Below are 21,390 nucleotides of genomic sequence, written 5' to 3'. Positions count from 1 at the left end.
GCTACCTAAATTGCCAACTAAATCGAAACAGGAAGTACAAAAGTCCCTGACCTGCCTGATGCATGTCGCAAATTAACATGATCGGCGTAACATGACTAAAGTACGTAATTGCGTTCTTGATGCACTTTCCATCAACGTCAACAACATCATTAGCTTGGTCGTGGGTACTTTCCCTCTGGACCCGACAGTGTCAAAAACGGCTGTCATCCTAACCATTTTAACAGCAACATAACAGGCTAAGACGTACCGGACACCTAATAAAACTACGCTTCGTTGACATATATCAAGTTCAATTGTAGCACGTTAACAGTTTGATGAAATCATCGTAGCTAAATGCTAGCTTTCATCACAAATTTGCAATATTCCAACTAGTTACGTAAGCCAACTAATAAATGTGATGAATCCAAAGAACAGGATCTATTTTAAATTAAATTATCCTAAATAAACAGCAGGATAACGATGTTCTGTTAACATAAACAGCAATAGTACAGATACGCAATAGTGTAGCGTCTTTTACGAAATCAAAAATGCTTTTTCAGTGATATCCGTTAAAATTTTGTAAATTTGCGAAGCGTAATATGCTTACAAACGCCAGCTAATTTCCTGTAAATTAGTCAAAAAGAGTAATGAAATGCGTGTAACAATCGTTCTTGTCGCTCCCGCCAGAGCGGAAAATATCGGCGCAGCCGCCCGGGCTATGAAGACCATGGGATTTACTGACCTGCGTATTGTCGACAGCCAGGCGCACCTGGAGCCCGCTACCCGTTGGGTCGCACATGGATCTGGAGATATTATTGATAATATTGAGATTTTCCACACCCTTGCCGACGCGCTCCACGATGTGGATTTTACCGTCGCGACGACAGCCCGCAGCCGGGCAAAATTTCATTACTACGCTTCGCCCGCTGAACTGGTTCCCTTATTACAGGAAAAATCACGCTGGATGCGTCATGCCGCGCTGGTTTTTGGCCGTGAGGATTCCGGTTTGACCAATGACGAGCTGGCGCTGGCGGATGTATTGACAGGCGTGCCGATGGCGGCGGATTACCCTTCGCTCAATCTGGGTCAGGCAGTCATGGTGTATTGCTATCAATTAGCAGGTTTAATGCAACAGACCACTGAATCCGTTGATATTGCTGATGAATCGCAGTTACAGGCGTTACGCGCGCGCCTTTTACGTCTGTTAACGACTCTGGAGGCGGCCGATGACCACAAATTAACCGACTGGCTACAACAGCGAATCGGCCTGCTGGGACAGCGAGATACGGTAATGTTGCACCGTTTGGTTCATGATATTGAAAAAAAACTAACAAAATAACGTGCTGTAATTTTTAAAATAATAAGAGATTACGTCTGGTTGCAAGAGATCATAACAGGTGGAATTGGTTGAAAATAAATATATCGCCAGCAGCACATGAACAAGTTTCGGAATGTGATCAATTTAAAAATTTATTGACTTAGGCGGGCAGATACTTTAACCAATATAGGAATACAAGACAGACAAATAAAAATGACAGAGTACACAACATCCATGAACCGCATCAGCACCACCACCATTACCACCATCACCATTACCACAGGTAACGGTGCGGGCTGACGCGTACAGGAAACACAGAAAAAAGCCCGCACCTGAACAGTGCGGGCTTTTTTTTCGACCAGAGATCACGAGGTAACAACCATGCGAGTGTTGAAGTTCGGCGGTACATCAGTGGCAAATGCAGAACGTTTTCTGCGTGTTGCCGATATTCTGGAAAGCAATGCCAGGCAAGGGCAGGTAGCGACCGTACTTTCCGCCCCCGCGAAAATTACCAACCATCTGGTGGCGATGATTGAAAAAACTATCGGCGGCCAGGATGCTTTGCCGAATATCAGCGATGCCGAACGTATTTTTTCTGACCTGCTCGCAGGACTTGCCAGCGCGCAGCCGGGATTCCCGCTTGCACGGTTGAAAATGGTTGTCGAACAAGAATTCGCTCAGATCAAACATGTTCTGCATGGTATCAGCCTGCTGGGTCAGTGCCCGGATAGCATCAACGCCGCGCTGATTTGCCGTGGCGAAAAAATGTCGATCGCGATTATGGCGGGACTCCTGGAGGCGCGTGGACATCGCGTCACGGTGATTGATCCGGTAGAAAAATTGCTGGCGGTGGGCCATTACCTTGAATCTACCGTCGATATCGCGGAATCGACTCGCCGTATCGCCGCCAGCCAGATCCCAGCCGATCACATGATCCTGATGGCGGGCTTTACCGCCGGTAATGAAAAGGGTGAACTGGTGGTGCTGGGCCGTAATGGTTCCGACTATTCCGCCGCCGTGCTGGCCGCCTGTTTACGCGCTGACTGCTGTGAAATCTGGACTGACGTCGATGGCGTGTATACCTGTGACCCACGTCAGGTGCCGGACGCCAGGCTGCTGAAATCGATGTCCTACCAGGAAGCGATGGAACTCTCTTACTTCGGCGCCAAAGTCCTTCACCCTCGCACCATTACGCCTATCGCCCAGTTCCAGATCCCCTGTCTGATTAAAAATACCGGCAATCCGCAGGCGCCAGGAACGCTGATCGGCGCATCCAGCGACGATGATAATCTGCCGGTTAAAGGGATCTCTAACCTTAACAACATGGCGATGTTTAGCGTCTCCGGCCCGGGAATGAAAGGGATGATTGGGATGGCGGCGCGTGTTTTCGCCGCCATGTCTCGCGCCGGGATCTCGGTGGTGCTCATTACCCAGTCCTCCTCTGAGTACAGCATCAGCTTCTGTGTGCCGCAGAGTGACTGCGCGCGTGCCCGACGTGCGATGCAGGATGAGTTCTATCTGGAGCTGAAAGAGGGGCTGCTGGAGCCGCTGGCGGTTACTGAGCGGTTGGCGATTATCTCTGTTGTCGGCGACGGTATGCGCACGCTACGCGGCATTTCAGCGAAATTCTTCGCCGCGCTGGCGCGGGCTAATATCAATATCGTGGCGATCGCTCAGGGATCTTCTGAGCGTTCCATTTCTGTGGTGGTGAATAACGACGATGCCACCACCGGCGTGCGGGTAACGCACCAGATGCTGTTCAATACCGATCAGGTGATTGAAGTGTTTGTCATTGGCGTCGGCGGCGTCGGCGGCGCGCTACTGGAACAGCTTAAACGTCAGCAAACCTGGCTGAAGAACAAGCACATCGATTTACGCGTGTGCGGCGTGGCGAACTCAAAGGCGTTGCTAACCAATGTGCATGGCCTGAATCTGGACAACTGGCAGGCGGAACTGGCGCAAGCGAACGCGCCGTTCAATCTGGGACGCTTAATTCGCCTGGTGAAAGAATATCATCTACTCAATCCGGTGATTGTTGATTGTACCTCCAGTCAGGCGGTGGCCGACCAGTATGCCGACTTCCTGCGTGAAGGGTTCCATGTGGTGACGCCGAACAAGAAAGCGAACACCTCGTCGATGGACTACTACCATCAGCTACGTTTCGCCGCCGCGCAATCACGGCGCAAATTCTTGTATGACACCAACGTCGGTGCCGGTTTGCCGGTAATCGAAAACCTGCAAAACCTGCTGAATGCGGGTGATGAACTGCAAAAATTTTCCGGCATTCTTTCCGGGTCGCTCTCTTTTATTTTCGGTAAACTGGAAGAGGGGATGAGTCTCTCACAGGCGACCGCGCTGGCGCGCGAGATGGGCTATACCGAACCCGATCCGCGCGACGATCTTTCCGGTATGGATGTGGCGCGTAAACTGTTGATCCTTGCCCGCGAGACGGGTCGCGAGCTGGAGCTTTCCGATATCGTGATTGAACCGGTGTTGCCGGACGAGTTTGACGCCTCCGGCGATGTGACCACCTTTATGGCGCATCTGCCGCAGCTTGACGATGCGTTTGCCGCCCGTGTGGCAAAAGCTCGTGATGAAGGTAAGGTATTGCGCTATGTGGGCAATATCGAAGAGGATGGCGTGTGCCGCGTGAAGATTGCCGAAGTTGATGGTAACGATCCGCTCTTCAAAGTGAAAAACGGTGAAAACGCACTGGCGTTCTACAGCCACTATTATCAGCCCTTGCCGTTGGTGCTGCGCGGCTACGGCGCAGGCAATGATGTGACGGCGGCGGGCGTGTTTGCCGATCTGTTACGGACCCTCTCATGGAAGTTAGGAGTTTAACATGGTGAAAGTGTATGCCCCGGCTTCCAGCGCGAACATGAGCGTCGGTTTCGACGTGTTGGGCGCGGCCGTCACACCCGTTGACGGCACGTTGCTGGGCGATGTGGTATCCGTTGAAGCAGCGGACCATTTCCGTCTGCATAACCTGGGGCGATTTGCCGATAAACTGCCGCCGGAGCCGCGTGAAAATATTGTTTATCAGTGCTGGGAACGTTTTTGCCAGGCATTGGGGAAAACCATCCCGGTGGCGATGACGCTGGAAAAAAATATGCCGATTGGTTCCGGGTTAGGGTCCAGCGCCTGTTCCGTCGTTGCTGCGCTGGTCGCGATGAATGAGCACTGCGGCAAACCGTTAAACGACACGCGTCTGTTGGCGCTGATGGGCGAGCTGGAAGGCCGTATCTCCGGCAGCATCCATTACGATAACGTCGCGCCGTGCTTTCTTGGCGGTATGCAGCTGATGATTGAAGAAAACGGCATTATTAGTCAGCAGGTGCCGGGCTTTGATGAGTGGCTATGGGTACTGGCTTATCCGGGCATTAAAGTTTCCACCGCAGAAGCACGGGCCATTTTGCCTGCGCAGTATCGCCGTCAGGATTGCATTGCGCATGGACGGCATCTGGCCGGTTTTATTCACGCCTGTTACTCGCGGCAGCCGCAGCTTGCCGCCGCGCTGATGAAAGATGTTATTGCCGAACCATACCGCGCGCGTTTACTGCCGGGCTTTAGCCAGGCGCGGCAGGCGGTATCGGAGATCGGCGCGCTGGCGAGCGGGATTTCCGGGTCGGGGCCGACGCTGTTTGCGCTATGCGATAAACCGGAGACGGCGCAGCGCGTCGCGGACTGGCTGAGCAAACATTATCTGCAAAATCAGGAAGGCTTCGTTCATATTTGCCGGCTGGATACGGCGGGCGCACGAGTAGTGGGATAATCAATGAAACTCTATAATCTGAAAGACCATAATGAGCAGGTCAGCTTTGCGCAGGCCGTCACGCAAGGACTGGGCAAACAGCAGGGACTTTTTTTTCCGCACGATCTGCCGGAGTTTAGCCTGACGGAAATTGATGAGATGTTCAACCAGGACTTTGTCAGCCGTAGCGCAAAGATCCTCTCGGCATTTATTGGCGATGAAATACCGCAGCAAATTCTGGAAGAGCGCGTCCGCGCGGCGTTTGCGTTCCCGGCGCCGGTAGCGCAGGTAGAAAGCGATGTCGGTTGCCTGGAGCTATTCCATGGTCCGACGCTGGCCTTTAAAGACTTCGGCGGGCGTTTTATGGCGCAAATGCTGACGCATATCAGCGGCGACAAACCGGTGACGATTCTGACCGCAACGTCAGGCGATACCGGCGCGGCGGTGGCTCACGCGTTCTATGGCCTGGAAAATGTGCGGGTCGTCATTCTCTACCCGCGCGGTAAGATCAGTCCGTTGCAGGAAAAACTGTTCTGTACGCTGGGCGGCAACATTGAAACCGTGGCGATCGACGGCGATTTCGACGCTTGCCAGGCGCTGGTGAAACAGGCATTTGATGACGAAGAACTGAAAACGGCGCTGGGGCTGAATTCGGCTAATTCGATTAATATCAGCCGCCTGTTGGCGCAAATTTGCTACTACTTTGAAGCCGTGGCGCAACTGCCGCAGGGGGCGCGTAACCAACTGGTGATCTCCGTCCCCAGCGGCAACTTTGGCGATTTGACGGCAGGGCTGCTGGCGAAGTCGTTAGGCCTACCGGTGAAACGTTTTATCGCCGCCACCAACGTCAACGACACGGTGCCGCGTTTTCTGCATGACGGAAAGTGGGCGCCGAAAGCGACGCAGGCGACCCTGTCGAATGCGATGGATGTCAGCCAGCCGAATAACTGGCCGCGCGTGGAGGAGCTATTCCGCCGTAAAATCTGGCGCCTGACTGAGCTGGGCTATGCGGCGGTGGATGACACTACGACACAACAGACGATGCGCGAGCTGAAAGCGAAAGGTTATATCTCGGAACCTCATGCGGCGGTAGCGTATCGGGCATTACGCGACCAGTTAAACCCTGGCGAGTATGGCTTGTTTCTCGGAACGGCGCATCCGGCGAAGTTTAAAGAAAGCGTGGAGTCCATTCTGGGAGAAACGCTGGCCTTGCCTGAAGCGCTCGCCGAACGCGCCGATCTGCCGCTACTTTCACATCATCTGCCTGCGGATTTTGCCGCCCTGCGTAAGCTAATGATGACCCGCCAGTAACCATTGCGCCCGGTGGCGATGTCGCTTACCGGGCCTATGGGGTGGTGTCGATTTGTAAGCCGGATAAGGCGTAACCGCCATCCGGCGATGCCGTTACTGCTCGTAGCGTTTAAAGACCAGCTCGTCTTGTGTGGAGGTTTCTTCATCAAAGAAATACCCTTCACGGTCAAACGCGGTAAGCTGTTCCGGCTTCGTTAAGCGGTTTTCAATAATAAAACGGCTCATCAGTCCGCGCGCTTTTTTGGCGTAGAAGCTTACCACCTTAAACTTGCCGTTTTTCTCATCAAGGAACACGGGCTTAATCAGTTCGGCATTCAGTTTCTTCGGCTTCACCGATTTAAAATATTCCTCGGAGGCCAGATTCACCACCACCCGATCGCCCTGCGCCTCAAGCGCTTCGTTGAGCTTATCGGTAATGATATCGCCCCAGAATTGATAAAGATCTTTGCCGCGCGGATTCTCCAGGCGAATCCCCATCTCCAGACGATAAGGCTGCATTAAATCCAGCGGGCGCAATACGCCATACAAGCCAGAGAGCATACGCAGATGTTGTTGAGCAAAATCAAAATCCGCGTCGTTGAACGTTTCCGCCTGTAGGCCAGTATAAACATCGCCTTTGAACGCCAGAATCGCCTGGCGTGCATTATCCGGCGTAAAATGAGGCTGCCAGTCATGAAAACGCGTGGCGTTGAGATCCGCCAGTTTGTCGCTAATTCCCATCAGCCTGGAAATTTGCGGCGCCGAAAGCTGGCGGGCCTGTTGAATAAGCTGCTGGCTGTGATCCAACAGCTCCGGCTGGGTATAGCGGGTCGTGGCCAGCGGGCTTTGATAATCAAGCGTTTTTGCAGGTGAAATCAGAATCAGCATATCCAGTCCTTGCAGGGAATTTTCTGCGACTTTAGCAAAAAAACGCCGCAGAGTTGACCGATGGTTGCGATTGTCGGCTTAATCGCGCGATGCCGCATCCCAGGTATCTGGCGCCAGTTGTGGTTCGATATCCGGGAAGCGCCGCGGATCGAACTGCGGTCTTACGCCCAGTTTCCGTTGTCGCAGATAATCGCTGGCGAGGGTATACACCACCGGTGAGAGCAACAAAATCGCCGTCAGATTGGTAATGGCCATACAGGCCATGATCATGTCAGCGAGCTGCCATATCAGCGGAAAACTGATAAGCGTACCGGCGATAACCATGCCAAGCGTCGCAAGGCGTAATAGCCAGATGGCCTTTGCGTTATGTAACCGCAGAAAAAACAGATTGTTTTCAGCGTAAATATAGTTGGCGACGATAGAACTGAACGCGAACAGAATGACGATAAGCGCGACAAAACTGGCGCCCCATTCACCGGTCAACGAAACCATTGCATGTTGGAGAAGCTGAATGCCTTCTGTTGACGAGTGGGACGCGTGATTCCCCGCCAGCAGGATAATCATCGCGCTGGCGGTACAGATGATAATGGTGTCACTGAATACGCCAATCATTTGCACAATCCCCTGCGCGACTGGGTGAGGGGGATACGACGTTGCCGCCGCGGCCGCATTAGGCGTTGACCCCATACCCGCTTCATTAGAGAACATCCCACGCTGAAAACCGCTGGTAATAGCCTGAGTGAGCGTATATCCGGCTGCGCCTGCCGCGGCTTCCTGCCAGCCAAATGCGCTTTTGACTATCGAGGCGATAACGCCAGGCATTTGCTCAATATGCCAGAAGCAAATGAATACGCTGCCGGCGACCCACAATAACGCGATGAGGGGAATCAGCCATTGCATCAGGCGGGCGACGCCTTTTATGCCGCGAATGATAATTAACAGGGCACAGAACGCCAGAGCAATGCCGGAGATAAGTGGCGGAATGTTGAAGGCGAAATGGAGCGCGCGTGAGACGGCATTCGCCTGCACGCTATTAAAAATCAACCCGTAGGCGACGAGCAGAAAGAGGGCGAAAACCACGCCCATCCAGCGCATTCCCAGCCCGCGCGCCATATACCACGCCGGGCCGCCGCGGAACTGGCCTGTCGGGTCACGTTCTTTATAAAGCTGGGCAAGCGAACACTCGGCGAAGGAGGTCGCCATGCCAATGATGGCCGAGACCCACATCCAGAATACCGCGCCGGGACCGCCTGCGGCGATAGCCAGCGCCACGCCGGCCAGATTACCGCTGCCAATCCGCGCCGCGAGGCTGGTACACAGCGCCTGAAATGACGTCAGGCCGCCTGGCTGCGGGCTAAGGCTGCCTTTCAGACTGCGGCCAAATTGGCGAATATAACGAAACTGAATGAATCCGGTACGCCAGGTAAACCAACATCCTGCGCCGAGCAGCAGGTAAATCATTACCGAGCCCCAGAGTATTTCGTTAATAAAACTGAAAAACTCAGGCATTAACGTCCCTCTTGTTGATGCCGGCACGCTTTGATAATCCTGTATAAGCGTGACCCATGATGTAGATGACCTTGTCAGACTAATATTAACGGCAGTTTACCATAAATACGGCGGTATCCTTTAATTGCGCATCAACCGTCGGCAGATACGCAAACAGTGCACAAGGGCAGCCAGGTGCATGTAGGCGGTTGCGCTGTGAGTGCGTCGTGTTATCATCAGGGTAGACCGGTTACATCCCCTAACAAGCTGTTTAAAGAGAAACTCTATCATGACGGACAAATTGACCTCCCTTCGTCAGTTCACCACCGTAGTGGCTGATACCGGAGATATTGCGGCAATGAAGCTGTACCAGCCGCAGGATGCTACAACTAACCCTTCTCTCATTCTTAACGCAGCGCAAATCCCGGAATATCGTAAGCTGATTGACGATGCTGTCGCCTGGGCGAAACAGCAGAGCAGCAACCGCGCGCAGCAGGTTGTTGACGCGACCGATAAGCTGGCGGTGAATATTGGCCTGGAAATCCTGAAGCTGGTGCCGGGGCGTATTTCTACCGAAGTTGACGCGCGTCTGTCTTATGACACTGAAGCGTCTATCGCCAAAGCAAAACGTATCATTAAACTCTACAATGATGCGGGTATCAGCAACGATCGTATCCTGATCAAGCTGGCGTCCACCTGGCAGGGCATTCGCGCAGCCGAACAGCTGGAAAAAGAAGGCATCAACTGTAACCTGACGCTGCTGTTCTCCTTCGCGCAGGCGCGTGCGTGCGCCGAAGCGGGCGTCTACCTGATCTCGCCGTTCGTAGGTCGTATTCTTGACTGGTATAAAGCCAATACCGACAAGAAAGACTATGCGCCAGCTGAAGATCCGGGCGTGGTTTCCGTAACGGAAATCTACGAGTACTACAAACAGCATGGTTACGAAACCGTCGTTATGGGCGCAAGCTTCCGTAACGTAGGCGAAATTCTGGAGCTGGCGGGCTGCGACCGTCTGACTATCGCGCCGGCATTGCTGAAAGAACTGGCGGAAAGCGAAGGGGCGATTGAGCGCAAGCTCTCATTCTCCGGCGAAGTCAAAGCGCGTCCGGAACGCATTACCGAAGCCGAGTTCCTGTGGCAGCATCACCAGGATCCGATGGCGGTTGATAAACTGGCGGATGGTATCCGTAAGTTTGCGGTAGACCAGGAAAAACTGGAAAAAATGATCGGCGATCTGCTGTAATCATTAACGCGTGGCCCTGATATGGGTCACGCTACCTCTTCTGAAACCTGTCTGTCCTTCCCTTCGCAGTGTATCATTCTGTTTAACGAGACTGTTTTAACGGAATAATTATGGATACCTTACGTATTGGCTTAGTTTCTATCTCCGACCGCGCTTCAAGCGGCGTTTACCAGGATAAAGGCATTCCTGCGCTTGAGGAGTGGCTCGCTTCTGCACTGACCACGCCTTTCGAGGTCCAACGGCGCTTAATTCCTGATGAACAGGAAATTATCGAGCAAACGTTGTGTGAACTGGTCGATGAGATGAGCTGTCATCTGGTGCTGACCACTGGCGGTACCGGTCCGGCGCGTCGCGACGTCACGCCGGACGCGACCCTTGCCATCGCCGACCGTGAAATGCCAGGTTTTGGCGAGCAGATGCGCCAGATCAGCCTGCGCTTTGTGCCGACCGCCATTCTTTCCCGCCAGGTGGGCGTTATCCGTAAACAGGCGTTAATTCTTAATCTGCCTGGACAGCCAAAATCGATCAAAGAAACGCTGGAAGGCGTAAAAGCGGACGATGGCAGCGTTAGCGTGCCGGGCATTTTTGCGAGCGTGCCGTATTGCATACAGCTGCTTGACGGGCCGTATGTCGAAACCGCGCCGGAAGTGGTTGCCGCTTTCCGTCCGAAGAGCGCCAGACGTGAGAATATGTCATCCTGACCGGAAGATACTGATAGTAGGGTTATTCCTCCCGGTGCGGGAGGAATAAAAGAGATTTAGTGCGCCTCGCCGATTGGCAGAATAGTGCGGCCAAATTGCTCGTTTAGTACTTCACCCATCGCCAGATAAATAGCGCTGGCGCCACAAACCAGACCAACCCAGCCTGCGATATGGATAATGGCTTCGTTGCCGGTGATATTGCCGACCGCCAGCAGAGCGAACAGTACGGTCAGGCTCAGGAAAACAAATTGCAGCGCGCGGGCGGCTTTCAGCGTACCGAAGAACATAAACAGCGTGAACACGCCCCACAGACCTAAATAAGCGCCGAGTAGCTGAGCGTCAGGCGCATCCGTCAGGCCCATTTTCGGCATCAGCAGGATAGCGACCAGCGTCAGCCAGAACGAACCGTAAGAGGTAAAGGCCGTTAAACCAAAGGTATTGCCTTTTTTATACTCCAGCAGACCGGCAAAAATTTGCGCGATACCGCCGTAGAAAATCCCCATCGCCAGAATAATACCGTCCAGGGCGAAAAAACCGGCATTGTGCAGGTTAAGCAGAATGGTGGTCATGCCGAAGCCCATCAGGCCCAGCGGTGCCGGATTAGCCAACTTAGTGTTGCCCATAATTCCTCAAAATCATCATAATTGAATGGTGAAATAGTTTCCCAGAATAACGAGTTCCGTATTCGGGGCGCGGCATAATAATCAGGGGGAAGAGGACTGTCTATGATCTAATAAGGGGGAAAAGAAAATATTTCCCCCTGTGAGGGCATTCACGCCTGAACGGCTGCCATCATTCGTCGCAGGCAGGCTATTTGCAACACCGCCGGAATAGTCACGCGATACGCGCTGCCGCTCATCGCTTTGACGCCGTTTAACGCCGCGCCGACCGGGCCGCCAAGACCTGCGCCGCGCAGTAATCCGTGACCCAGGATGCTCATTGCGGCATGGGTACGCAAAATGCGGGTAAGCTGGGTGGAAAGCAGGTGGGAGACCCCTTTTGCCAGACGGCGATCTTTCATGAGCAGCGGCAGCAGTTCTTCCAGTTCAGAAACTTTGGCGTCTACGGCTTGCAGAAATTCCTGCTTATGCGCCGCGTCCATCTTCTGCCAGGTATGACGTAAAAAATGCTCCAGTAGTTGCTGTTCTATTTCAAACGTCGACATGCTTTTATCTGCTTTGAGTTTTAGCCGTTTTGCGACATCCAGCAGAATCGCGCGGTACTGTTTTCCGTGTCCGCGCAATTTGTTGGCGATACTGTCGCCGCCGTAATGCTGAAACTCGCCGGCAATGAGCTGCCAGTTACGGCGGTGTTGCTCCGGGTGACCTTCCATCGCTTTGAACAGCTCGTTATGACTAAGGACGCTCGACAAGCGAGCTTTGCCCTTTTCGTTATGCGTCAGCAAACGGGCGAAATCGGCGAGTTGTTCTTCGCTACAATGCTGAAGAAAGTCTAAATCCTCGTCGTGTAAATAGGTGACGTTCATTTTCAGTCTGGCTTTTGGAATAGAAATAACAGCGATTAATCGTCGCCAATGACTTTAAGTCTCGCCATATCGGAAGAATTTACCGTATGACCTGAGAAGGTAATCTTTGATACGCAGCGTTTGTTGTCGTTATCGCTATTAATATTGATCCAGCCTGTCGTCTGGCCCTCTTTGATTGAGGAAGGGACGTTCAGGTTTTGGCTGGCGCTACGCGCAGTTTTAAAATAGACGGATGCGCCGCTAAGTTCGATGTCGCCGTGATCCGCCGTGAGTTGAATGCGCTTCACGATGCGGCAGACGGGAATTTTCAGCGCGAGATCGTTCGTTTCATTTCTGGGCATGGCAATAACACCCAGTATTTTATGGTCGTTCGCGTGCGCGACGCTACTTAACGCCAGGCCGAAAAGCAGGCCGGCGGAAATCGTTAACACAGATCGCATGGAATTTCTCTTTGACGGGTTCAATAAGCAATTACCGTCTATCATACTCTGCTCATGGCAACGATTCAGTTTTGTAATCTTTTCTTTTTATTACAATTTTTCCGTGAATGGTATTCGTTGTTTAATTTATTTCATGAATATTTATCTGTCTGGTTTTCCATCGCGCCCTCTCGTCACTAAAAAATTTTTTCATCTCCCCCTTGATGACGTGGGTTACGACCCCATCTTGTAGTCAACCGCAGTGGTGAGTCTGAAAAAAAACGATTCAGGGTAGTTGAAACCGCACGTTTCGCCCTTATTACAGATTCACAACCACATGATGACCGAATTTTTAGTGGAGACGTTTAGATGGGTAAAATTATTGGTATCGACCTGGGTACTACCAACTCTTGTGTAGCGATTATGGATGGAACGCAGGCACGCGTGCTGGAGAACGCCGAGGGCGATCGCACTACGCCTTCTATCATTGCTTATACCCAGGATGGTGAAACTCTGGTTGGTCAGCCGGCTAAACGTCAGGCAGTGACAAACCCGCAAAACACCCTGTTTGCGATTAAACGCCTGATTGGCCGCCGCTTCCAGGACGAAGAAGTTCAACGTGACGTTTCTATCATGCCGTACAAAATCATCGGCGCCGACAACGGCGACGCATGGCTTGATGTGAAAGGTCAGAAAATGGCGCCGCCGCAGATTTCTGCCGAAGTGCTGAAGAAAATGAAGAAAACGGCTGAAGATTATCTGGGCGAACCGGTAACTGAAGCGGTTATCACCGTACCGGCTTACTTTAACGATGCTCAGCGTCAGGCTACCAAAGACGCCGGCCGTATCGCAGGTCTGGAAGTCAAACGTATCATCAACGAACCGACTGCCGCAGCGCTGGCTTACGGTCTGGATAAAGAAGTCGGCAACCGTACTATCGCGGTTTACGACCTCGGTGGTGGTACTTTCGATATCTCTATTATCGAAATCGACGAAGTTGATGGCGAAAAAACCTTTGAAGTTCTGGCAACCAACGGTGATACCCACCTGGGTGGTGAAGACTTCGATACCCGCCTGATCAACTACCTCGTTGACGAGTTTAAGAAAGATCAGGGCATTGACCTGCGTAACGATCCGCTGGCAATGCAGCGCCTGAAAGAAGCCGCAGAAAAAGCCAAAATCGAGCTGTCTTCTGCGCAGCAGACCGACGTGAACCTGCCGTACATTACCGCAGATGCCACCGGTCCGAAACACATGAACATCAAAGTGACTCGTGCGAAACTGGAAAGCCTGGTTGAAGATCTGGTGAACCGTTCTATCGAGCCGCTGAAAGTCGCACTGCAGGACGCTGGCCTGTCCGTGTCTGATATCAACGACGTGATCCTCGTTGGCGGTCAGACCCGTATGCCAATGGTGCAGAAAAAAGTGGCTGAATTCTTTGGTAAAGAGCCGCGTAAAGACGTTAACCCGGACGAAGCTGTGGCTATCGGCGCAGCGGTTCAGGGCGGCGTTCTGACCGGCGACGTGAAAGATGTGCTGCTGCTGGACGTTACCCCGCTGTCTCTGGGTATCGAAACGATGGGTGGCGTGATGACTCCGCTTATCACCAAAAACACCACCATCCCGACCAAGCACAGCCAGGTGTTCTCTACTGCGGAAGACAACCAGTCTGCGGTAACCATCCATGTGCTGCAGGGTGAGCGTAAACGTGCGTCTGATAACAAATCTCTGGGTCAGTTCAACCTGGATGGTATCAACCCGGCGCCGCGCGGTATGCCGCAGATCGAAGTTACCTTCGATATCGATGCTGACGGTATCCTGCACGTTTCCGCGAAAGACAAAAATAGCGGTAAAGAGCAGAAGATCACCATCAAGGCATCTTCTGGTCTGAACGAGGAAGAAATTCAGAAAATGGTTCGCGATGCAGAAGCGAACGCTGAATCCGACCGCAAGTTCGAAGAGCTGGTTCAGACCCGTAACCAGGGCGACCATCTGCTGCACAGCACCCGTAAGCAGGTTGAAGAAGCAGGCGATAAACTGCCGGCTGATGACAAAACCGCTATCGAGTCTGCCCTGAGCGCGCTGGAAACTGCCCTGAAAGGCGAAGATAAAGCCGCTATCGAAGCGAAAATGCAGGAACTGGCGCAGGTTTCCCAGAAACTGATGGAAATCGCTCAGCAGCAACATGCGCAGCAGCAGGCTGGCTCCGCTGACGCTTCTGCAAACAACGCGAAAGATGACGACGTTGTCGACGCTGAGTTTGAAGAAGTAAAAGATAAAAAATAATCGCCCTTTGAACGGGTAATTACTGGCACGGGCGAAGAGGTTTCCTCTCCGCCCGTGTATGCATGTTAAGGGCAGATAAAAAGAGATGGCGAAAAGAGATTACTACGAGATTTTAGGCGTTTCCAAAACAGCGGAAGAGCGTGAAATCAAAAAGGCGTATAAGCGCCTGGCCATGAAATATCATCCGGACCGCAATCAGGGTGATAAAGAGGCCGAAGCTAAATTTAAAGAGATTAAAGAAGCCTATGAAGTGCTGACCGATGCGCAAAAACGCGCAGCCTACGATCAGTATGGTCACGCCGCGTTTGAACAAGGCGGTATGGGCGGCGGATTTGGCGGCGGCTTTAATGGCGGCGCTGATTTCAGTGATATTTTTGGTGACGTTTTTGGCGATATCTTTGGCGGCGGGCGTGGTCGCCAACGTGCGGCGCGTGGGGCTGATTTGCGTTATAACATGGATCTCACCCTGGAAGAAGCGGTGCGTGGCGTGACCAAAGAGATCCGTATTCCGACGCTGGAGGAGTGCGACGTTTGCCACGGCAGCGGCGCGAAAGCTGGTACGCAACCGCAAACCTGTCCGACCTGTCATGGTTCTGGTCAGGTACAGATGCGCCAGGGATTCTTTGCTGTACAGCAGACCTGCCCACACTGTCAGGGACGCGGTACGCTGATCAAAGATCCGTGCCATAAATGCCACGGTCATGGGCGTGTTGAAAAGAGTAAAACTCTGTCCGTTAAAATCCCGGCGGGCGTGGATACCGGCGATCGTATTCGTCTGGCAGGCGAGGGCGAAGCGGGCGAGCATGGCGCACCGGCAGGCGACTTGTACGTTCAGGTCCAGGTGAAACAACACCCTATTTTCGAGCGTGAAGGCAATAATCTTTATTGCGAAGTGCCGATCAACTTTGCGATGGCGGCGCTGGGCGGTGAAATTGAAGTGCCGACGTTAGATGGTCGCGTGATGCTGAAAGTACCGAGCGAAACACAAACGGGCAAGTTGTTCCGTATGCGCGGCAAAGGCGTGAAGTCCGTACGCGGTGGCGCGCAGGGCGATTTGCTGTGCCGTGTGGTGGTTGAAACGCCGGTCGGTCTGAGCGAAAAACAGAAGCAATTGCTAAAAGATCTTCAGGAAAGTTTTGGCGGCCCGACGGGAGAGAAAAACAGCCCGCGTTCAAAAAGCTTCTTTGACGGCGTGAAAAAATTCTTTGACGATTTGACTCGCTAATCTTTTTCCCGTTGTATTTTTCTTCAGCCCGGGTGTTTATCCGGGCTTTTTTCTGCCTGTACGCGCCCAGGCTTCTGTTAAACGCATCGTATCCTCTCATTTGTTGATATTTTGTTTTTACTGATAAACAAATTGATGTTAATCAGCAGTTTTGTATACGCTTATTCTTTAAAAAAACGTGATGTGATGACATTAACGATTGCTTTTTTAGATGCTGTGAATTGATTTATCTTGAGTATTATCTATATTGCTTTTTTTAGTTTCCGGAGGCAGACAGCGAATGGGATCGAAAGGTGCCAACAAGAGCTTTGATTATAATTTAATCAAAATTCTTGACGCTGTTATTTTGTCAGGAAATGCGGCTATGGCGGCAAAAAAGCTAGGCATTACACCGGCTGCCGTCTCTATGGCGTTAAAGCGCCTGCAGAGTTATTACCCGGAAGAACTGTTTAGCAGAGGGAAAGGCGGGCTCATCCCCACAGCTAAGGCTGTCGACATTCACCAAAATTTCAGTCAGGTGATGAAACTGGTGGATGACACATTTCTCTGTAATAGCAAAAAAGATGAAGCGTTCCAGATAACGTTATTAGGCAGTGATATTGTTGAAAGCTATTATCTTTCTCAGCTCTATAACAGCGATATTTTTGACCGTATTTTGATAAATCATTTCTCTGTCAGAAATATGAATCGGGAGCATACCAGCGAACTTCTGTTTACTGCGCAAGGCGATCTGTTGATTGGTGCCGAACCTTTGCTGGAGTCCGGCATAGAGAATCAAATTATTGATAGTTTTAAATCATTTGTTTGTATCTGTAGCAGTAAACACATGCTGAGTACCCTCTCACAGCTATCGCTACATCATTTTTATTCTTCGCGTCATGCGTTATATCAGCCGGGGATGGGGGCTTCAGTGATATATCATGATAGCGAGTTATTTAAGGATGAGCTTTACTATACTGGCAGGCGTATTGTCGGCTATCGCAGTGATTCGCTTAACGGTTTGATGAGCATGATCGAACGAACCTCATTGATTGCATTGATGCCTTTGAAATTAGCGCTTTTTTATAAAAACCATCGTAAATATGACATTAAATTTATTCAGCCTCCGCCCGAACTGGCTTTGAAGTCAGTTCAGGTCTATGCATCCTGGAATAAAAATAGTAGAAATATATCGACGATTAATGAGATGGTAAGTATGTTACAAACGCTTTCCTCCTTCCGTCGCTAATACACCTCATTTTTACGCTTTGATTTAATATGGTTTTAAATGATGTGCTTTGATTTTCACCCGCCTGACAGGGCGCTTACACTCCTTGTGTTAATTATTCATTTATAATGATTTCGGAGTGTTAAAATGTCTATTCCCAACCATGTGTCGACAACGGAAGTTGTGCTATTGGAGCTAGAGATCTTACTCACTATTATTTCGATTGGCGCGTGGGGAGGCTTTGTCAGCTATCTTTTACGCAAAGATAAGACAGAATATAATAGTTCTCATGAAAGTATAAAATATTGCTTAACGCAGATCGTGATTTCCTGCTTCACCAGTTTCTTGTTAAGCGCGATTGCAATCGAAAAAGAATGCAGTTTCAACATTGTTCTGTTGGCGGCAGGCTTAGGCGGTGTTTTCGCGAGTCCGATCTTAAAAATTCTTGGGCGGCGGATTAAAAAAATTATCGAAGGAAATAATTCAGATTAATTATCATTCGCAGTATCAGGCTCATCCGTGAGCCTTTTACGCGTCTTTTTTCAGCCGGGTCTAGGTCACTCTATTCTTGATCCAGCCATAAATAAATTGTTCGTTATTGTGGTTTTTTTCAGCAACGTTTAAGTAGTACGTGCCCTGACTGCAATTGAGGGCTTTCACCAAAACGGCTTCCCCTTCCTGGCCTCGCCAGGCCAAATAATGTTCGAGAGCGGCAAGCGTCCGCGGGCCAATATTGCCATCCACATGAATATCCGGGTAGCGTTTACCTTCGTGATTAAAGACGTTCAACCAGCGTTGCAGCCACGCGCTGGGGTGGTAAGCGCCTATGTTGACTGCCGCATCGCACAGCTCGAAGGAGACTGGCCACGATAGCGTCGAGATGACATCAAAGCCTGGTTTTATCCAGTAATCCTCTTCGAGAATCGCGTAGGCTTCAGCGCGGGTCAGATCCCGCATATCGCCAGCGTAGCCATGCGCTCGCGCCGTGGCTTCGGTAATGCCCCAATGGGTGGCGCCGCCTTTATCTTTAGGGTTAAATACGTAACCGCCTTCAAGCGCAATAATTCCATCTATAATTGGATTCATCTTCCCTTTCCTTCGCTTAGTGAATATGCAGATACATGAGAGAACCTAACGTTACTGAAAATACGGTCGTCAGGGCAGCGATGGTTTGCCGTACAATCTGTTTTTTTCTTCCCTTTGTTTCGCTATCCGTCGCGATAATGGCGATATCACTATTAACTTTGAGGCCTTGTCTTGGAATGGTAATAAAAAGATCGTTAATACCAAGCGCTTTAAGGTCACGTCTGATTAAATAGAGAATCTGCGTTAGATTTGCATCATTAACATAGTGGCTTCGACTTCCCCATAACGCGGTGGTTATTTTTTGTCGCTCGATAATCTCCAGATGAGCATTCTCGATGATGAAACTGAGACATTTGGCTCTCATCGCAGTCATTTTAATAACCTGTGAATTTGAGACCGTCCTCAGTTCATATTTACCTTCATTGTAAATGCAGTTGCTATTAATGATATAAGTTTTCATAACGTCTTCCTTTAGAAATGTACATCCTGGTTGTCTGTGGTGACTATATTGTATGAGAAATGTCTTAATCCAATAAATGTCACTGGTTTTATTGTATTGTCATTGTCTATAGCGAGTGTAATCACATTATTTCATTGTAATTAAATGATATTTAATTACATGATAAATGATATTTACTATGTTCTCACCAGAACGGACTAAGCGGGCGCTGAGAGGTGTTGTTTTCTCTTCGGTAGACGGTGTTGTTAACCTCATTTTTATGATTTTTATATCATCTAAAAAGATGATGTTTTGTGATTAGCTATTTTTTATGCCTGTAACGATTATGGACCCCGCAGAACGAGCTGTGACAATTTTGAAACGTAAAAGGAAATTTGAAAATGGCTACAAGCAAACTGATTCAAGGCGATACAATTACTGAAACTACCCATGCAGCGAATGGTTTTGACCCTGCAACAAGCGATGATAAAATAAGCTATACTTCCGCTCGTGTTGCGAAACCGGTATATAATAAATATAAAAATTCCACGACTAAACCGAAGGTATTCGGTTATTACACCGACTGGTCACAGTATGACAGCCGTCTGCAAGGCAATATGTCCCAACCGGGCCGTGGTTATGATTTAACCAACGTTTCACCGACGGCTTATGACAAACTGATTTTCGGCTTTGTTGGCATCACCGGTTTCAGAAAAATTGATAAAGAAAACCGCGATGTCGTAGCAGAAGCGGCAGCACAGTGCGGCAAAGTGAAATATGAGCCGACCTTCCTCGATCCGTGGGGCGATTTCCAGTCTTATATCAACCTGGGTTTTGAAACCAGCGGCTGGGATGTTGATCCGAAAACCGTGACCCAGGCTAACGCCAAAGGTATGCTGGGTGCGCTGCGTGATATGCAGGCAAAAGCGAAAGCCGCAGGTCACACGCTGGCGCTCTCCATGAGTATCGGCGGCTGGAGCATGAGTAACGGGTTCCACGAAACCGCCGCTTCTGACTCTTCTCGTAAAATCTTCGCCAAAGGCGTGGTGAAACTGTTCAAACAGTTCCCGATGTTCAGCGAAGTGGATATTGACTGGGAATACCCGAACGATGAAGGGGCGGGCAACCCGTTTGGTCCGGAAGATGGCGCTAACTACGCGCTGCTGATTGCCGAACTGCGTAAACAGCTGGATTCCGCTGGTCTGAGCAATGTGAAGATCTCTATCGCTGCTTCCGCAGTGACCACGATTTTTGATCACGCTAAAGTAAAAGATCTGCTGGCTGCCGGCCTGTATGGCATCAACCTGATGACCTATGATTTCTTCGGTACGCCGTGGGCGGAAACGCTGGGCCACCACACCAACCGCAAAGCGCTGGAAGAGGGTGGCTGGGCTGTCGAAACCATCGTTGATCACCTACTGGCGGAAGGTTTCTCCGCTGACCGTATCAACATCGGTTATGCCGGCTATACCCGTAACGCTCGTCAGGTAGAAATTGAATCCCTGTCGCCGCTGAAAGGTTCTTATAACCCGGGAACAGGTGACACTACAGGTTCTTTCGAATCCGGCACCAGCGAATGGTATGACGTCATTTATAGCTACCTGGATCTGGAAAACCAGAAAGGTCGTAACGGTTTCAACGTTTACACCGACCAGGTCGCTGACGCTGACTACCTGTATAGCCCGGAATCCAAACTGTTTTTATCCCTGGATACGCCGCGTACTGTCAAAGCAAAAGGCGAATATGCAGCGAAACTGGGCCTGGGCGGCGTGTTTACCTGGACTATCGATCAGGACAACGGCGTGCTGGTTAACGCCGTGCGTGAAGGTCTGGGTTATGAAATCGAATCTGAAGTTATCGATATGGAACCGTTCTACTTCGAAGGTATCAATGTAGAAAATGGTGAAGAACAGGGCGATAGCGACGACGCGCAGAAAGTCAACCACGCGCCGAAAGCGGCGATTGAACTGCTGGTCGTAGGCGGATCTACGGTACAGCTGTCTGGCGCAGGTTCTTCTGATGAAGATAGTGATGAGTTGTCCTTTAGCTGGGGCGTGCCTTCTCAAATCGCTGTGGCAGACAAAACGGCAGAAATCATTGAGGTTGTGGTACCGGAAGTTAGCGAAAAAACAGCCTTTCAGTTCACCCTGTTTGTACGCGACTGCTACAACGAACCGTCCTCTCAACAGCGCTTTGTTCTGACGGCTGTGCCTGCGCTATCTCAGGTTCAACCGGAACCGGAAGAGGAAGAAGAGATTATCGTTCCTGTACCGGACGAGGAAGAAGATACCACGCCAGCTGAGGATGATACGCCAGCAGATGACAAAACGTCACCTTACGCACAGTGGGATGCTTTGACCGTTTATGGCGCAAACTGGGGTTCTTTCGAAATCGTTAGCTGGAAAGGCCATAACTATCAGGTGAAATGGTGGTCTATGGGCAACCAGCCTGACCTGAACTGCGGTGTCGGCGGTGCATGGACCGATCTTGGCGCTTACTAATACACGGCATTAAGCACGATGTATTGGGCTTCATGATTCAAGCCCCGGTTTACCGGGGCTTTTCTCCACCAGGGACAGAG

Annotated in this window: 20 protein-coding genes and 1 other annotated feature; of the genes, 13 read left to right on the top strand and 7 right to left on the bottom strand. The window is 50.9% G+C overall.

Annotation, left to right across the window (positions count from 1 at the left end):
- Positions 1-91 precede the first annotated feature (91 nt).
- The 6 genes from yjjY to thrC all read left to right on the top strand — a co-directional run bounded on the left by yjjY (position 92) and on the right by thrC (position 6,362).
- Positions 92-232, top strand: coding sequence for a protein YjjY (gene yjjY, locus J4645_RS14605; protein WP_001541509.1), 141 nt, complete (start codon positions 92-94; stop codon positions 230-232).
- Positions 233-631: 399 nt separating this feature from the next.
- Entirely contained in the window at positions 632-1,318 is a 687-nt protein-coding gene (locus tag J4645_RS14600; protein ID WP_001266763.1) for a tRNA/rRNA methyltransferase, read from the top strand.
- A 213-nt stretch (positions 1,319-1,531) separates the two neighbouring features.
- Entirely contained in the window at positions 1,532-1,597 is a 66-nt protein-coding gene (thrL, locus tag J4645_RS14595; RefSeq protein ID WP_001575544.1) for a thr operon leader peptide, read from the top strand.
- Positions 1,533-1,653 (top strand) — a sequence feature (Thr leader region). It overlaps the preceding gene by 65 nt.
- A 25-nt stretch (positions 1,654-1,678) precedes the next feature.
- Entirely contained in the window at positions 1,679-4,141 is a 2,463-nt protein-coding gene (thrA, locus tag J4645_RS14590) for a bifunctional aspartate kinase/homoserine dehydrogenase I (RefSeq protein ID WP_001264678.1), read from the top strand.
- 1 nt (position 4,142) lies between these two features.
- Positions 4,143-5,072, top strand: coding sequence for a homoserine kinase (thrB, locus tag J4645_RS14585; protein WP_000241685.1), 930 nt, complete (start codon positions 4,143-4,145; stop codon positions 5,070-5,072).
- Positions 5,073-5,075: 3 nt separating this feature from the next.
- Complete coding sequence (thrC, locus tag J4645_RS14580) at positions 5,076-6,362, top strand: threonine synthase (protein ID WP_000781092.1); 1,287 nt, start codon at positions 5,076-5,078, stop codon at positions 6,360-6,362.
- Positions 6,363-6,455: 93 nt separating this feature from the next.
- Here thrC and yaaA read toward each other — a convergent pair whose 3' ends face one another.
- Both yaaA and J4645_RS14570 read right to left on the bottom strand, forming a co-directional pair.
- Complete coding sequence (yaaA, locus tag J4645_RS14575; RefSeq protein ID WP_000906175.1) at positions 6,456-7,229, bottom strand: peroxide stress protein YaaA; 774 nt, start codon at positions 7,227-7,229, stop codon at positions 6,456-6,458.
- Between the two features lie 78 nt (positions 7,230-7,307).
- On the bottom strand, positions 7,308-8,738 hold the full coding sequence (locus J4645_RS14570; RefSeq protein WP_001113801.1) for a sodium:alanine symporter family protein: 1,431 nt from the start codon (positions 8,736-8,738) through the stop codon (positions 7,308-7,310).
- 268 nt (positions 8,739-9,006) lie between these two features.
- On the opposite strand from J4645_RS14570, the gene tal reads away from it, so the two are divergent.
- Entirely contained in the window at positions 9,007-9,960 is a 954-nt protein-coding gene (gene tal, locus J4645_RS14565) for a transaldolase (protein ID WP_000130179.1), read from the top strand.
- 110 nt (positions 9,961-10,070) lie between these two features.
- Positions 10,071-10,661, top strand: coding sequence for a molybdopterin adenylyltransferase (gene mog / locus J4645_RS14560; protein WP_000380373.1), 591 nt, complete (start codon positions 10,071-10,073; stop codon positions 10,659-10,661).
- Positions 10,662-10,717: 56 nt separating this feature from the next.
- Here the strand turns inward: mog and satP are convergent, their stop codons facing one another.
- The 3 genes from satP to J4645_RS14545 all read right to left on the bottom strand — a co-directional run bounded on the left by satP (position 10,718) and on the right by J4645_RS14545 (position 12,587).
- Positions 10,718-11,284 carry an acetate uptake transporter gene (satP, locus tag J4645_RS14555; protein ID WP_000528525.1) on the bottom strand — a complete coding sequence of 189 codons (567 nt, stop codon included), beginning with the start codon at positions 11,282-11,284 and terminating at the stop codon, positions 10,718-10,720.
- Positions 11,285-11,433: 149 nt separating this feature from the next.
- Positions 11,434-12,147 (bottom strand): acidic protein MsyB, encoded by a 714-nt coding sequence (msyB, locus tag J4645_RS14550; protein ID WP_001103472.1) that lies wholly within the window; start codon positions 12,145-12,147, stop codon positions 11,434-11,436.
- 35 nt (positions 12,148-12,182) lie between these two features.
- The gene (locus tag J4645_RS14545; RefSeq protein WP_001258082.1) at positions 12,183-12,587 is read right to left on the bottom strand and encodes a DUF2541 family protein; all 405 of its coding nucleotides are present in this window, start codon (positions 12,585-12,587) and stop codon (positions 12,183-12,185) included.
- Between the two features lie 348 nt (positions 12,588-12,935).
- On the opposite strand from J4645_RS14545, the gene dnaK reads away from it, so the two are divergent.
- From dnaK to J4645_RS14525, 4 genes are all read left to right on the top strand, one after another.
- Complete coding sequence (gene dnaK, locus J4645_RS14540; protein WP_000516126.1) at positions 12,936-14,852, top strand: molecular chaperone DnaK; 1,917 nt, start codon at positions 12,936-12,938, stop codon at positions 14,850-14,852.
- An 85-nt stretch (positions 14,853-14,937) separates the two neighbouring features.
- Positions 14,938-16,077 (top strand): molecular chaperone DnaJ, encoded by a 1,140-nt coding sequence (gene dnaJ / locus J4645_RS14535; RefSeq protein WP_001119009.1) that lies wholly within the window; start codon positions 14,938-14,940, stop codon positions 16,075-16,077.
- Between the two features lie 280 nt (positions 16,078-16,357).
- Entirely contained in the window at positions 16,358-17,305 is a 948-nt protein-coding gene (locus J4645_RS14530) for a LysR family transcriptional regulator (protein ID WP_023214715.1), read from the top strand.
- Between the two features lie 126 nt (positions 17,306-17,431).
- The gene (locus tag J4645_RS14525) at positions 17,432-17,776 is read left to right on the top strand and encodes a phage holin family protein (protein ID WP_000026889.1); all 345 of its coding nucleotides are present in this window, start codon (positions 17,432-17,434) and stop codon (positions 17,774-17,776) included.
- Positions 17,777-17,836: 60 nt separating this feature from the next.
- Here J4645_RS14525 and J4645_RS14520 read toward each other — a convergent pair whose 3' ends face one another.
- Together J4645_RS14520 and J4645_RS14515 are read right to left on the bottom strand one after the other, a co-directional pair.
- On the bottom strand, positions 17,837-18,370 hold the full coding sequence (locus tag J4645_RS14520; RefSeq protein WP_001068134.1) for a glycoside hydrolase family 108 protein: 534 nt from the start codon (positions 18,368-18,370) through the stop codon (positions 17,837-17,839).
- Between the two features lie 16 nt (positions 18,371-18,386).
- Positions 18,387-18,830, bottom strand: coding sequence for a transcriptional regulator (locus tag J4645_RS14515; protein WP_000860681.1), 444 nt, complete (start codon positions 18,828-18,830; stop codon positions 18,387-18,389).
- 380 nt (positions 18,831-19,210) lie between these two features.
- Between J4645_RS14515 and J4645_RS14510 the strand changes: the two genes are divergently transcribed.
- Positions 19,211-21,310: a glycosyl hydrolase family 18 protein gene (locus J4645_RS14510; protein WP_023214716.1), complete on the top strand. Its 2,100-nt coding sequence runs from the start codon at positions 19,211-19,213 to the stop codon at positions 21,308-21,310.
- Positions 21,311-21,390 lie beyond the last annotated feature (80 nt).

It is taken from the genome of Salmonella sp. 32082101201600294FB01SM01, from assembly GCF_017572865.1.
Lineage (GTDB): Bacteria > Pseudomonadota > Gammaproteobacteria > Enterobacterales > Enterobacteriaceae > Salmonella > Salmonella enterica.
The sequence above is the reverse complement of the archived record's forward strand: the minus strand, read 5'-3'. Positions and strand labels throughout refer to the sequence as shown.